This window comes from Massilia sp. P2_C2 (genome assembly GCF_056404615.1).
The window spans coordinates 21,303-35,538 of the sequence record NZ_JBFUDR010000025.1 but is presented as its reverse complement, the minus strand read 5'-3'; the positions used below and the strand labels follow the sequence as shown (position 1 = coordinate 35,538).

13 protein-coding genes are annotated in these 14,236 nt (G+C 65.4%); 3 read left to right on the top strand and 10 right to left on the bottom strand.

Annotation, left to right across the window (positions count from 1 at the left end; all coding sequences use genetic code 11):
- From AC1DYX_RS05130 to AC1DYX_RS05110, 5 genes are all read right to left on the bottom strand, one after another.
- On the bottom strand, positions 1-710 hold a 710-nt coding region (locus tag AC1DYX_RS05130), incomplete at its 3' end, for a CHASE3 domain-containing protein (protein WP_477256947.1).
- A 216-nt stretch (positions 711-926) separates the two neighbouring features.
- Positions 927-1,775, bottom strand: coding sequence for a hypothetical protein (locus AC1DYX_RS05125; protein WP_477256945.1), 849 nt, complete (start codon positions 1,773-1,775; stop codon positions 927-929).
- Positions 1,776-1,992: 217 nt separating this feature from the next.
- Positions 1,993-2,457 (bottom strand): hypothetical protein, encoded by a 465-nt coding sequence (locus tag AC1DYX_RS05120; RefSeq protein ID WP_477256943.1) that lies wholly within the window; start codon positions 2,455-2,457, stop codon positions 1,993-1,995.
- A 10-nt stretch (positions 2,458-2,467) separates the two neighbouring features.
- Positions 2,468-4,657, bottom strand: coding sequence for a xanthine dehydrogenase family protein molybdopterin-binding subunit (locus AC1DYX_RS05115; RefSeq protein ID WP_477256941.1), 2,190 nt, complete (start codon positions 4,655-4,657; stop codon positions 2,468-2,470).
- A 10-nt stretch (positions 4,658-4,667) separates the two neighbouring features.
- Positions 4,668-5,126: a (2Fe-2S)-binding protein gene (locus tag AC1DYX_RS05110; protein ID WP_477256939.1), complete on the bottom strand. Its 459-nt coding sequence runs from the start codon at positions 5,124-5,126 to the stop codon at positions 4,668-4,670.
- 214 nt (positions 5,127-5,340) lie between these two features.
- On the opposite strand from AC1DYX_RS05110, the gene AC1DYX_RS05105 reads away from it, so the two are divergent.
- Positions 5,341-6,843, top strand: coding sequence for a cytochrome P450 (locus AC1DYX_RS05105; RefSeq protein ID WP_477256937.1), 1,503 nt, complete (start codon positions 5,341-5,343; stop codon positions 6,841-6,843).
- Here the strand turns inward: AC1DYX_RS05105 and AC1DYX_RS05100 are convergent.
- From AC1DYX_RS05100 to AC1DYX_RS05085, 4 genes are all read right to left on the bottom strand, one after another.
- Positions 6,795-8,486, bottom strand: coding sequence for a tetratricopeptide repeat protein (locus AC1DYX_RS05100; RefSeq protein ID WP_477256935.1), 1,692 nt, complete (start codon positions 8,484-8,486; stop codon positions 6,795-6,797). The two genes, AC1DYX_RS05105 and AC1DYX_RS05100, sit on opposite strands and share 49 nt — an antisense overlap.
- A complete protein-coding gene (locus AC1DYX_RS05095; protein ID WP_477256933.1) occupies positions 8,483-9,193 on the bottom strand; it encodes a sensor histidine kinase in 711 nt (236 codons plus the stop codon). The genes AC1DYX_RS05100 and AC1DYX_RS05095 overlap by 4 nt, the downstream gene beginning before the upstream one ends.
- Before the next feature lie 68 nt (positions 9,194-9,261).
- The gene (gene mnmC1 / locus AC1DYX_RS05090; RefSeq protein ID WP_477256931.1) at positions 9,262-10,920 is read right to left on the bottom strand and encodes an FAD-dependent 5-carboxymethylaminomethyl-2-thiouridine(34) oxidoreductase MnmC1; all 1,659 of its coding nucleotides are present in this window, start codon (positions 10,918-10,920) and stop codon (positions 9,262-9,264) included.
- Positions 10,921-10,923: 3 nt separating this feature from the next.
- Complete coding sequence (locus AC1DYX_RS05085; RefSeq protein ID WP_477256929.1) at positions 10,924-11,487, bottom strand: DNA-3-methyladenine glycosylase I; 564 nt, start codon at positions 11,485-11,487, stop codon at positions 10,924-10,926.
- A 73-nt stretch (positions 11,488-11,560) separates the two neighbouring features.
- Here AC1DYX_RS05085 and AC1DYX_RS05080 point away from each other — a divergent pair, with 73 nt between their 5' ends.
- On the top strand, positions 11,561-12,382 hold the full coding sequence (locus tag AC1DYX_RS05080) for a PP2C family protein-serine/threonine phosphatase (protein WP_477256927.1): 822 nt from the start codon (positions 11,561-11,563) through the stop codon (positions 12,380-12,382).
- Positions 12,383-12,606: 224 nt separating this feature from the next.
- Positions 12,607-13,773, top strand: coding sequence for a hypothetical protein (locus AC1DYX_RS05075; RefSeq protein WP_477256925.1), 1,167 nt, complete (start codon positions 12,607-12,609; stop codon positions 13,771-13,773).
- Here AC1DYX_RS05075 and arr read toward each other — a convergent pair whose 3' ends face one another.
- Positions 13,774-14,229, bottom strand: a complete 456-nt coding sequence (gene arr / locus AC1DYX_RS05070; protein WP_477256923.1) for an NAD(+)--rifampin ADP-ribosyltransferase — start codon at positions 14,227-14,229, stop codon at positions 13,774-13,776.
- Positions 14,230-14,236 lie beyond the last annotated feature (7 nt).

The following is a 14,236-nucleotide window of genomic DNA, read 5'->3' as shown; positions in this document are numbered from 1 at the left end:
TCGGCGCGGGCGCCGTGCACGCCGCTGGCGATCTGGCCGGTCGCCTGCATCAGGCTGTCCAGCGGGCGCGACACGGCGCGCACGAGCAGCGTCGCGATCAGCAGGGCCACCACGACGCAGGCCACGCCGCCACCGATGAGCAGGGCATTCATCGTCTGGCGCAGGTCATCGGTCTCTTGTTGGCGCTGGGCCAGCAGGCCGGCTTCTTCGGCCTCCACCTCGCCCAGCAACTTGCGCATGGCGGCGACGTTACCCATACCCAGCAACACGCCCGCCTCCACCTGGACCGCGCCGATATCGTTCGGCGCGGTGCGGCGGCGCTGCTCGATCCGCGGAACGATCGATTTCTCCATCCACGTGGTCAGGATGGTGTCGACCTCGCGCAGGCGGTCCTGCTGCCGGACGCTATCGGTGAGTGCCTGGGCCCGCTTCGTGTGCGCACGCGCCGCCGCGTAGTCCTTGGGGATCGGCGCCACGATGGTTTCGTTCCCCGTCAGCAGGAAACCCCGCATCGAGGACTGGATCTGCAGGACGGATGTGTCGATCTCATCGATCTCGCGCAGCACCTCGAGGGTGTGGCGATTCCACTGGTTGGCATCGGACAGGCGGGAAAAATTGTTGAAGGCCAGGATCAGCAGAAACAGGATGATCGCGACGATGGCGCCCAAGCCTGCGACCAGTTTGTGCCTGATGCTCAAATTGTGAAACATGCCCCCTCCAAGGGTCGGGAAATTTTTGTGAATGTAACAGTTTGCCTGGCCGCACGGAATTGCCGTGCAGCGATGGAATGTTTTTGCCGTTGGAAGCGGTACGTTCAGGCCAAGGGCATTCGTTGAAGCATAGATAACTCAGCTTTTGCGGTACAAATGCCACTCACGAGTAACGGGTGCGGGCGTGTCGAGTTTTTACACAGCTTGCCGCAGGCATTAGACGGGTTTGCTACGGAATACCCGTGCGACGTCGACGCCATTTGGCAGTCGCACGCGACGGTCCAGGTGTTCCACACGCACCCAATCCCGGTCATTGCGGATACTGACCTTCTCGTCAATCACCTGAGCCTTACATTGTGGGCAGCCGAGCAGGACGGTATTGATCGAGTAGGCTCCGTAATTGTCCTTAGTCTTGGTCGTGGTTCGAATCAGGTCTGAAAATTCCTTCCCATCCATCGGATAACTGAACAATTTGTCGAAGTAGGCCGAGGCGTCATCCGCATTTCCGAAGGACTTGTACTTCTTCGCGAGCGGGCGCAGGTAGCGCTTGCATGGCTGGCAAACCGGTTTCGCGCGTAGAGCGGAATAGACAACTGCCGCACCTGCCAGGTAGCCGAAGAAGCGCAGCACTGCTAACACGTACGCGAACACACCCATCTCGCCCATGTCGACATTGGGGCGGGTAACGCTGTAATGCGCCTTGGTCAGCGAAATCTTGAGGTATTCGAGGAAAGGTAGGAAGTCCGCCACCTTGCGGCCATCATCCAGGACTAGCGTCGTATATCGCAGCCAGTAAATGAGGAATTGAGAAAAGGCCGCAATGAGAACCATTTGAAGCAGCAGGATCTTACTCGTTCGCTTGTGGAAGTAGAGCGCGCCGAAGTAGTAACCCGAAGCAGCGGCACAACCTGTCAGCAGCGCACCGACCGGAAGGACGAACCAGACCGAGAGGGTAAACAGATCGAATCCCGAGATGCGTGCGACTGTGACGTCGGCGATTGCGACCAGGATCGAGGTCGCAAAGCCGCACAACGCGATACCAAAGTTCTCGGCCACACGCTTCATAGTTATGCTCCCAACATGTCATGAAGAATATGATTGTATCCTATGGGAAACATTTGGAAATATTCGACGTCGTAAATATTTATTGTTCTGCACAAGTTAGTGTCAGGGCCGTTGCTGGCTCCCAAGAGTAGGTTAGCGAAGTTGTCTCCTTCGAGTCGTCTGACTCCACCATTGCTCACTTTTCAGTTCGACGTTAAGCGGTCACACCGTCTATGCGCTATCGAAGTCGAATTTTCTTCCCGTTTTCCAGTTCAATCGTCGCCGGCGCGTCAGGCGCCCAATCCGCAAGCTCGTCCAACCACTCGCCATACTTTCTCTTGAATGCGTCTTGCTCGATACGGGTGCCACCCTGTAGCGAAATCAGTACACGTACCTCTTCCACTCGCCCAGCGCCAGGGTTACGTGGGAGGTGGTCAATTAGGGCCCATGCGTGATTTGGCGAGGTCGTAAAAGTCGTGGTAGCGAAAACTTCGCTACTTTTTGCCTTCAGAATCAGCGTTCGCTGTCCCTTTGCATCTACGCGATAGATACCGGTTTCCTTGGCAACGAATGTCGGAGCCTTGTCTTGTGCGTGCACTGCATTGGTGCTGCATGCGATGGTCACCGCCAAGGCAAATCGAAGGAAGTAACGTGAAACGCACATATAGTCCTTAAGGTAATAAAACTGCTCGCAGCCGAGCAACGAGCGTTCCTCAAGCCGAACCGAGATCAAACGGCAACTTGCGCAACCGCTTGTGGGTCAGCCTGAACACCGCATTGGCAAACGCCGGCGCCAGCGGCGGCACGCCCGGCTCGCCCATGCCGCCCGGCGGATCAGTGGACGGCACGATGACCACATCGACATGCGGCATGTCCGTCATCCGGCCCACCGTGTAGTCGTTGAAATTCTGCTGCTCGACGACGCCGTCCTTGAACGTGACGGCAGCACCCGGCAACGTCGTGCCGAGAGACGCCAGCACGGCCCCCTGCACCTGCGCCTCGATCGTCAGCGGATTGACGGCCATATTGCAATGCACCCCGGCCGTCACCTTGTGCAGCCTGGGCACGCCGTCCTTGACCGACGCTTCGACCACATAGGCCACCACGCTGCCGGACATGCCGTGCACGGCCACGCCCCAGGCACGGCCTTTATCCAACTGCTTCTTGCCGTAACCAGAGCGCGCGACGGCCAGCTCGAGCGCCGCCAGGTGACGCGGATGCCTGTCACCCAGCAGCCGGCGCCGGTAATCCACCGGATCGACCCCGGCCGTATGCGCCACTTCGTCGACCAGCGTCTCCATGACAAAGGCCGTGTGATTCGACGCCGACCCGCGCCACCACAGCACGGGCACATTGGCCTTGGGATGATGCACCGACAGATTCACCGGCAACGCATACGCCTCGACGATGCCCTCGGTCGTCGTCGAATCGACGCCATTCTTGATCAGCACCGATTCGAACGGCGTGCCGGCACTGATGGCCTGGCCGACGATCACGTGGTTCCACGCCACGACGTCGCCATGGTCATCGAGCCCGATATCGACCTTGTGCACGTGCGACGGGCGATAGTAGCCCCCCTTGATGTCGTCTTCGCGGCTCCAGATGACCTTCAAAGGACCGCGCCCATACGCTTTGGCGACGTTGACCGCTTCGATCAGGTCATCCGACGTGGTCACCCCGCGGCGGCCGAAACCGCCGCCCGACATCATGGTGTTCAAGGTCACCTGAGCGGGCTTGAGACCCGTGGCGGTGGCGATGGCACCGTGGTCGAAGGTCTGGAACTGCACGCCCGCCCAGACGGTGCAGCGGTCGGGCCCGAGGTCGACCACGCAGTTGATCGGCTCCATCGGCGCGTGTGCGAGATATGGGAATTCGTAGACGGCCGAGATTGTCTTCGCCGAAGACGCCAGCTTGCCGGTATCCGCCGCAATGGCCGGCTGGCCCGGACTGGCCGCGAGCGCCCGGTAGTCGCGCATCTGGGTGGCCGAGTCGAGCCTGGCGACGGCATCCGTATCCCACTCGATCACCAGCGCGTCGCGGCCCAGTTTCGCGGGCCAGTAGCCGTCCGCGATCACGGCCACGCCGCGGCCGCCGCTGCCCACCGCCACTTCGACCACGTCGACCACGCCCTTGATGGCCCGCGCCTTGGCGGCATCGAAGCTGCGCACCTTCGCGCCGAACACCGGCGGCCGCGCGACCACGGCCGTCTTCATGCCGGGCAGCGTGAAGTCGATGCCGAACTGCTGCTTGCCGCTCGACTTGGCGCGTGCATCCAGGCGCTTCACCGGCTTGCCGATGAAGCGAAAATCGCGCGCATCCTTCAACCTGACGGACGCCGGCACCGGCTGCTTCATGGCCGCATCAGCCAGCGCGCCGTAGCTGGCCCTGCGGCCGGCGGGTCCGATGACGACACCTTTGGACGTGGCGCACTGCGCCGGCGCGACCTGCCAGCGCTCGGCCGCGGCAGCGATCAGCATCGCGCGGGCGCGCGCGCCGGTTTCGCGGTAATGCGTGAACGAGTGCGCCACCGAGATGGAACTGCCGGTCATCTGGATGCCGAACAGCGGATCTTTATAAACGTCGCCGGCCGGCGCGAGTTCGGCGCGCACCCGCGACCAGTCGGCGTCGAGCTCCTCGGCGATCAGCATCGGCAGCGCGGTGTGCACGCCCTGGCCGAATTCGAGCCGGTCGACCATCACCGTGATCGTGTCGTCCGGCGCAATGCGCAGGAACGCGTTCGGTGCGGCCGGCGTAGGTGCGGGCGGCGTCGCTGCGGCCGCAGCGGCCGCGCGATTGGCGCCGGGGATGACGAAGCCCAGTACCAGCCCACCGGCGGCGGCCGTGCCGGCTTTCAAAAAGCTGCGGCGCGACACTGCCGCGCGGTTCTTCCGTTCGATGCGCACGCGGTTCTCCTTAAGCGATGGTGGCGGCGGCGTCCTTGATGGCCGCGCGGATGCGTTGATATGTACCGCAGCGGCAGATGTTTCCGCTCATGGCCTGGTCGATGTCGGCATCGCTGGGATGCCGTTTGGTGCGCAGCAGGGCCACCGCGCTCATGACCTGGCCGCTCTGACAATAGCCGCACTGCGGCACGTCGTGCTTGACCCACGCGTCCTGTACTGCCTTGCCGATCTTGTCGGCTTCCATCGCTTCGATCGTCGTGATTTTATGGTTGACCGCGGCCGAGATGGGCGTGATGCACGCGCGGACCGGAGCGCCGTCCAGGTGCACCGTGCAGGCGCCGCACAAGGCCGCGCCGCAGCCGAACTTGGTGCCCGTCATGCCGAGGTGATCGCGCAATGCCCACAGGATGGGCGTGGATGGATCGGCATCGACCTGGTGGTCGCGGCCATTGATGTGCAATGTGACCATGCAGTCTCCGTGATGGAATCAGGTGCGGCCTGGACGGGCCGAATGAAGGAATTGTTGCACGATGGCATCTTGCCAACATTATGAAATTCACCAGTTGACGTTGTGGAATTTGCCAAGACCGTTTTACAAAAACATAAAGCTTGTTATAAAAGCAACATACTCGTACACTGGGGCACGCAGTGCGACATTCATGCCATGCCCGGAAACCACCACCATGCACAACACGACCGTTCCAGACGTAGAAGCGCACCAGCCTCCCGCCACGCACGCCGGCAGCACCACGCTCGCGCTGCGCCGCCTGGCCGACCTGCCCGGTCCGCGCGGCCTGCCGCTGCTGGGCAATCTGCACCAGTTCGACCTCAGGCGCCTTCACCAGACCATGGAAACATGGGCGCGGCAGCATGGTCCTGTGTACCGGGTGAACGTCCCGACAGGTCCGTTCCTCGTGGTGGCCGATCCCGACCTGGTCGGCAAGGTGCTGCGCGAGCGGCCCGATACCTTCCGGCGGCCGGCCGTGCTGGCCGCTGTCGCGGCCGAGCTGGGCGCCATGCCTGGCGTGTTCGATTCGGAAGGCGCGACGTGGCGCAACCAGCGGCGCATGGTCATGCAGGCGTTTGCGCCGCAGGCGGTGAAGGCGTATTTTCCGGCGCTGGTCGAGGTGGCGCGTCGCCTGCAGCGGCGCTGGGAAGAGCGTGCCAACGCCGGGCAGGCGATCGATCTGGGCGCCGACCTGCGCCTGTACGCGATCGACATCATCGCCGGGCTGGCGTTCGGGACCGAAGTGAATACGATCGAGATGGGCGAGCACCCTGCCCAACGGCATCTGGACGTGATCCTGCAGGGCGTCGCGCGCCGGACGATGATGCCCTTCCCGTACTGGCGCTACGTGAAGCTGCCGGCCGATCGCAGGCTGGAACGCAGCATTGCCGTGCTCCGCGACGTTGTGATCGACCTCGTCGCACAGGCCAGGGAGCGCATGCGTCTGGACCCGCGGCGCGCGGCAAATCCACCGAACATGCTCGAAGCGATGCTGGCTGCCGCAGCGGAAAACGGCAGTGGTGTGACCGAGGCCGAAGTGGCGGGCAACGTCTCGACCATGCTGCTGGCCGGCGAGGACACAACATCGAACAGCCTGGCCTGGCTGATCTGGCTGCTGCAGCGGCATCCGGCCGCGCTGCGGCGTGCGCGGGAAGAAGTGTTGCGCTGCGTCCCGAGCCTGGACGCGTTGACGATCGAGCAGCTCGGCCAGCTGGATTTCCTGGACGCGTGCGTGCACGAATCGATGCGGTTGAAACCGGCCGCCCCTTTCATTTCGGCCGAAGCCCTGGCGTGCACCACCGTGGGCGGCGTCGCCATCGACAAGGGTACGATCGTCGTGTGCCTGATGCGTGACACCAGCCCGGACAATACCCACTTCGAGAATGCCGCGCAGTTCGACCCGGGGCGCTGGCTACAGGACGCGGTCAATCGCAAGGCGGCCATGCCGTTCGGCGCAGGCCCACGCATCTGCCCCGGGCGCTACCTGGCCCTTCTCGAAATCAAGGTGGCCATGGCGATGCTGCTGGCACGCTTCGACATCGCGTCGATTGACACGGCGCACGGAGGCGAGCCGGACGAACGGGTGGCCTTCGCCATGTCACCGGAAACGCTGCACATGCGCCTGCGGCTTCATGCCACTTCGGCAATCGCCCCACCCTCCACCACCGGCTGCAACTGAGCCAACTGCTCCATCAACTGCGCAAACCGCTGCTGCCCCGGCAGCAGCCGGTCCACATGATGCAGCACCTCATACGCCTCGGCCGACAGCGCCGCATCGTAGCCATGCTGCTGCATGTGCGACACGAGGATCTGGGCCGCGTTGAACAGGATCCGCTGGTTGTTCGGCACTTTTTTGCGCGCCTGCCGCATCCACTCGACGGCAGCCTTCAGCTTGCCCGTCTTCCACAACAGCACGCCCTGGTTCATCAGGTCGATCGCTTCCTTCTTCGATGCGCGGATCAGTTCCAGGCCCTCGTCGCCGAGGCGTGCCTTGTCGAAGATCTTTTGCACGTCGTCCAGCAGCAGCGGGTTGTCGTGGTTGTTGCGGATCACGTAGCACAGTAGGTCCACCGGCGCATCCTTCACGCCGACGGCGAACAGCAAGGTGGCCAGTTCGAGGCAGGCCGGGATGTCGGGGCGGTCCTCGGTCGCATTCAGCAAGGCTTCCAGCTCGTCGCCGGCCTTGCGCGCGCGCCGGTAGTCGCCGCTCTCGTGGTAGACGAGGCCCTCGGTGATCTTGGAGCGCAGGGCGATGTCCGGATGGTCGACGGCGAACTCGCGCTGGGCCTGCAGCAGCAGTCGCAGCGCTTCCTTCGGGTCGTTCTTCTGGCCGCATACGCGCGCGAGACCGAGGTAGGCATCGGGTGTCTTCATGATCGAATACTCGCCGACCGCGATGCATTTGCGGAAGGCCTTCTCGGCCATCTGCACGTTGCCCAGCTTCAGGGCGACATTGCCCAGGCTGCGCTGGCGCAGCACGGAATTCGGCGACAGCTTCGCCGCGCGCTCGAGGATCGCGCAGGCCTCGTCCAGCTTGCCCATGTTCTGGTACGCGAGGGCCAGCTGGTCGTAGGCGTCGATGTAGTAGCGGTTTTCCGCGATCACGCTCTGGAACGCCTGGCGCGCCTGCTCGAACTCGCCGTTGGCCATGCGGATCTTGGCGATGCCGGCGCGGGCCCACTGGTATTCGCGCTGCTCCAGCACGCGCTCGTACACCTCGCGCGCCTTCACCGGCTCGCCGCTCTTTTCCATCAGTTTGGCCTTCATGCGCAACAGGTCGATCTCGTGCGCCTTGTGCGCCTCGATGGCGGCGTCGCACAGCCGGGCCGCGCGCAAATAATCCTTTTCGGTATAGGCCTGGTCGATCAGGCGAAAGATCTGCTTCCTGTGCCAGACGCGGTTCAAGCGCGTCAGCAGCACGCCTTCCGTGATCGGCTTGATCAAATAGGCGTCCGGCTGGTGCTCGGCCGCGCCCATCACGGATTCCACGCTCTTCTCGGCCGACACCATCAGCCACACGGTGCTCGGATTGATCAGGTTGCGTACACGCGCTTCTTCCAGCACCTGCTGGCCGTTCTTGCCGTCGCCCAGGTTGTAGTCGCACAGGACGACGTCGTAGCGGATGCGCGCCAGCAGGCCCATCGCCTCGCCGCCGGACGACGCCTGGTCGATGTTCTTCGCACCCAGGCTGCGCAGGCTTTCGCGCAGCAGTTGGCGCACGCCGATGAAGTCGTCGACGACGAGGTAGTTCTTGTCGGCCCAGTCGATCTCGGTCACGGCCTTGACCGGCGCAATGGCCGGTACCGTCACGGACGTGTTCATGGCAGGCGCAGGATGAAGCAGCCGCCGCCGTAACGGCCGCCGTTTTCCAGGCGCAGTCCGCCGCGCCGCTCGCGGTGGCGGTGCATCCTGGCGACCTCGCTGGAAAAATACAGGCCCAGGCCCGCGCTATTGGTCAGGAAGTTCATGCCGCCCGCCGTCTCTTTCGTCGCGATCGCGCCAGCGCGCAGCAATGCGGGCGGGTAGCCGGGGCCGTTGTCCTCGACGCGCAGCTCGAGCCAGCCGTCGTCCGTCGCGCGGATCGCCAGGCGCACCGTGTCGCATGTGTAGTGGATCGCGTTGTTGATCGCATGCGAGAGCACGCCCACGATCAGGTCTTCGTCGACATGCCAGACGAGGTCCGGGTCGTAGTCCAGCTCCAGCTTCACGCCGCGCGATTGCAGCAGCATGCGCTCCAGCGCCACCACCTGGTCGACCAGCTGGCCCAGCTCCAGCGGCTGCACGTCAAAGGGGTACGCGGGCGTGCCCACCTGCTTGTACAGCGCGAGCAGCTGCATCAGGTTGTCGTTCAGGCGCTTCGTCTGGTACAGCATGTGCGCCATTTCCGGGTACGCCGACTCGGACTGCGGCGACGACCGCGCCAGCAACCGCTCCAGCGTCCCGGAGAGGACGCTGATCGAATTCTTCATGTCGTGCGCGGTCGAGGCGAGGAAGAGGGAGAGCTCTGGCGCGTCGGGTGTGTCGTCCATGGCCGGATAATGTGAAATGTTGCTTACGGCACATTATACCTTTGAAACTTTCGGTTTCCCGAAAGAAATCAATTTTCGGCTTGCGGACCCCGCGGCGCGCGGCGTGCGCGCAACACAAACCGGGCCGGATCGAGGGCGTCGACGAGGCTGGCCTCCAGCGGCAGCGGCTCGTTCTCGATCTGGGCGGCCAGCAGTTCGGCGGCGAAGCCGGCCCAGATCAGGCCGCGCGACGCATAGCCGAGCAGTCCGTACAGGCCGGGATGGCGCGGCACGTCGCGCAGGCGCTCGGTGGCGCCGGCGGCGGCGAAGTCCGGCAGGCGGCCCACGAGCGGCAGGCGGTCCGGCGCGATGCAGCGAAAACCCACGCGACCTTCCAGCGGCGCACCGGCCGCCGCCTGCGGATCAGACAGCAGGCCACGCAACTTCTGCAGGTTTTCCTCGTGACTCTGCGGCGACAGTGCGGGGTTCGGGTCGGCGTCATACGTCGCGCCCGCGCTGCACACGCCGCCCGACGCCGGCGTCAGATAGGCTTCGCGGCACAGCACGACGGGCAGTTGCGGCACCATGTCGGCCGGCACATGCGACACTTGCCCGCGCAGCGCGGTCAGCGGCAACGCCGCCGCCTGCGGGATGTCGAGGGCGCCGGCGCCGTTGGCCAGGATCAGGTTCGGCGCGTGCGCGACGAGGTCGCCGTGCGCGTCGGTCAGCCGCCACTGGTCGCCGTCGTGCTCGATGCGCACGTCGCCCACGCCGAAACGCCGCTCCAGGTGTCCGCCACACGCGGCCAGCATCGCCTCGCACACGCTGCCGGGCCGCGCCCAGCCGGCGCCGCGGAACAGCCAGCCGCCGTCCGGTGCCGGCAGGCCGAGCAAGGCTTCCGCCTCGGGCCGTTCCAGCCACTGGGCGAAGTCCGGCGGGAGCGTATGGTCGGCGGCAATGGCGCGCTGCACCTCGGCATGGTCGGCGTCGCGCGCCAGCTGCAGCACGCCGCACGTATCTCCCTCGATGGCGCGGCCGATGCCGCCCAGGTGCTCCCAGTGGCGCAGCGCGTACAGGTAGGCGGCGCGCGTCAGGCGCGTGGGCACGTTGTCGTCCTTCGACAGCAGCGGCATGAAGATGCCGGCGCGGTTGCCCGACGCTTCCATCGCGGGCGCCGGCTGGCGGTCGACGATGGTCACCTGCCACTTGCGCGCGCACAGGCGCTCGGCCGCGGCGGAACCGGCGACGCCCGCGCCCAGCACGATGGCGCGCCGCTCGGGCACCGGCGGCTGCGGCGGACGCGGCTTGCGGCTCGCGAAGCGCGCATGGCGGCCGTCCGCGTCGAACACGAAACCCTGCGCCTCCAGCGCGGCGACCTGGTCCTGCGTGAGCCCCTGCACCAGCAGGCGGGCATCCTGGGCGGCCAGGCGCGCCACGTGACGTGCGAAGTCCGTACCGGCGTGTTCGATATCGTGCAGGCGGAACAGGTCGATCCGCGCCGTCAGCTGGGCGAGCGCCTCATCCAGCGGCGCGCTGACCAGGTCCACGGTGAGCCCAGGCTCGGCCTGCGGCAAGCGGTGGAAGCCCGGCAGCAGGTGGTCGCAACGGGCGATCACGTGCAGCCCGGGCGAACGGTGCGGATCGGTGCGCCAGACGTCGGTCAGGACGCGGATCGCGGCGCCGTCGCCGTAATGCGCATCGAAGACGGTAAAGCGGGCCCGGTCGCACCACCCTGCACGATAGTCCATGAGTCACCTCCGGCGGCGGCACAGGCACGCGCGGTCGTGGTCGTCCACGATGCCGATGCCCTGCATGTAGGCATACACGATGGTCGAACCGACGAACTTGAAGCCGCGTTTGGCCAGGTCTTTCGAAATGCGGTCGGACAGCTCGGTGCGGGCCGGGCGCGCGCCGTCGGGCCAGTCGTTGACGATGGGCCGGCCGTCGACGTAGTTCCACAGGTAGTCGTCCAGCGTGAGGCCCTCTTCGCGCAGGCGCAGGTAGGCCTTGGCGTTATTGATGGCGGCCGCGACCTTCAGGCGGTTGCGCACGATGCCCGGGTTGGCCAACAGCTCGACCACTTTCGCATCGTCGTAGCGCGCGATCTTGTCCGCATCCCAGCCGTCGAAGGCGGCGCGGTAGCCGGCACGCTTGTTCAAGATGGTTTCCCACGACAGCCCGGCCTGCGCCCCTTCGAGATTGAGCATCTCGAACAGCGTCGTCTCGTCGTGGCACGGCACGCCCCATTCATGGTCGTGGTAGGCGATGTAGCGCGGATTGGCCATATTGGCCCAGGTGCAGCGGGTGTCGTTCATATATCAAGTATAAACCTGTGGGGCTGGCATGCCATAGGTCGCCAGCGCCGGCGGCGCGTGTTAGCATATAGTCATGACATGGAAGCAGCTCACCCCTAGCATTTATCACCGCCTCGCCTTCGGCAGCGCGTATGGCCTGACGGATGTCGGCCTCGTGCGCCATTCGAACGAAGACAATTTCCTCATCGACCCTTCGCTCCGCCTCGTGGCCGTGGCGGATGGCATGGGCGGTCACGACGGTGGCGAGATCGCGGCCTGCCTGGCGCTGCAAATCCTGCGCGACGCGCTGGCCGCCAGCGTCCCGAAAAAAGCCAGCCCCGGCGATGCCGCCGACCCGGACGCGACCTGGCAGGACGAGCACATGCCCGCCATCGTGGCCGTGCACGAAGCCGTCGATGCCGCCAACGCGCGCGTGTACGGCGCCAACGTGCAGAAGGGCCATGGCGAAGGCAGCGGCATGGGCACGACGCTGACCGGTTTCTGGCAGAGCCTGCCGGGCGGCCCCCTCGTCATCTTCCACGTCGGCGACAGCCGGCTGTACCGCTACCGCGACGGCGAACTGGCCGTGCTCACGCGCGACCAGACGATGTACCAGCAGGCGCTGGAAGCGGGCGTCTCCGGCGACTTCCCGCCGCGCAACCTGCTGCTGCAGGCGATCGGTCCGACGGTGACCGTCGCGCCCGACGTCAAGGCCAGCATGCCGCGCCCCGGCGACGTCTACCTGCTGTGCAGCGACGGCATGTACGGCAATACGCCGCACGCCGCCATCGAAAACGCACTGGCCGGCGCGCACGCGCAGTCGCTGGAACAKTGCTGCCACGAACTGGTCGCCCTGGCCAAGACGCACGGCAGCCGCGACAACATCACCGCCGTCCTGGCCCTCGTCGAGCACTGATCCCCTTTGTAGGGTGGGCCCCCCTGTGCCCACGCGGACGTCTGCGAAATGTTGGCGTTACGCGTGGGCACGGGGTGCCCACCCTACGCATATAACAACCCGCCAGCAGCCACTGTCTCCATTTGCACTATGCAAATAGAATTTCCACAGAAAAATATAGTATTACTATTGGAAACAGTGCTACCCTGTAGGAAATCTCCTACTTCCAACGTCTCCAGCCTCGTATGGACTACCGCAGCGCCTACATACGCCGCAGCAGAAAGGGCGTACACCTGAACAAGCGCCTGGCCGCCATCGGCCTGCTCGGCGCAGCGGGTTGCGCGACCCTGTACGCGCTCGCGATGCGTGCGCCCGCGGTGCCGGCGCCCATCACGCAGGCGCAGGTGCAGGCGACGACGCCGGCCCCTGCCGTGCTGCCCGTGGCGGCACAGGCGGAGACGAAAACGACGCGCCGCGTCTATCCCTATTCCATCGTGCCCGGCGGCGTGACCGACCGCCGGGAACTGGCACGCATCGTCGTCATGGACAAGATCGTCGCGACGCACTATGCCGCGTTCGAGACGGCCAGGGCCACCGTCAGGACAGTCGACAAGCCGCGCGCCGTGTACGTCTCGTACCGCAAGGGCGACAAGGTGTACTGGACGGCGCAGAAGCTGCAGCTGGCCAAGGGCGAGACCCTGCTGTCCGACGGCCAGAACGAAATCCGTACGCGCTGCGGCAACCGCATTTCCGACGTGCCCCGGTTGCCCGTCGAAGCGAAGGGACCGAGCGAAGCAGAACTCGATTCCTCCGTCGAAGTGGCGCAGGAAGGCGACGTGGAAGAGGCCGGGTTCGCGGTTGACGGCAACCCCGCGGGCCAGGGCTTCCAGCTGCAGACCTTCGCGAGCACCGCGACTCACAACGGCGGCGCATCGTCGCTGCACAACTTAGGCATGAACCGCTTCGGCAGCGGCATTCCCGAGGCCACCTGGACCGGCAGCGGCGTGCCCCTGTACCTGGTCAGCAAGACCTCGAGCATCACGACGGGAACCGGCGGCGGCGCCGGCACGGGTACGCCGGGCGGCACCGGCGATCCGGGCACGGGCGGAACGCCAGCCGGCGGCACATCCGGCACGACACCGGACAGCGGTTCGCCGTCCACCGACACGCACCTGCCGACGAGCCTCGACGACACCGTCCTGCCGTCCACCGACACCGGCACGAAGCCGTCGTCACCGCTCCCCGACAACCTGCTGCCGCCGACGTCCGACCTGCCCGGCAACACGAACGATCCGGGCAAGTCCCCGCCCCGGCCGGGCAACGCGCCGGAACCTGGCTCACTGTGGCTGGGTAGCGCCGGCGTGGCCGCGCTGCTGGCCGCACGGCGCGCGCGCAGGCGTCCGCGCGGCTGATCAGTCCTCGATCACGGCACGCCCCGCGCGCTTCAGTTCTTCCAGATGGTCGAGCATCTGCCGGATCGCTTCCGGCGGATGTCCCTGCCAGCCCTCCACTTCGGCGACGATCCTGAGCGCATCCCGCGTGCGGTACGAGCGCGTGGGATTGCCGGGGAAGCGCTTGTTCGTCAGGTTCGGATCATCCTCGAACGTGCCCACGGGTTCGACGACATACACGTGGCCCCTGCCCTCGTCCCCGGCGAGCTTTGTCGCCAGTTCCGCGCCCCAGACCGCCGCCTCCAGCGAGGCGCTGAAATACACGTTGTTGGAGACGCGGCCCGCCTCGAAATTGGAGGCGCGGCCCGGCGTCAGCAGGTCGCCGGCCTGGAAGCGGATCCGGGTGCCGTGGTAGAAGGGGCCATTTACGCCGGCGCAGGAGTCATGTGTGACAGGTGTCCATGCGTGCTGGGTCATTGAACAT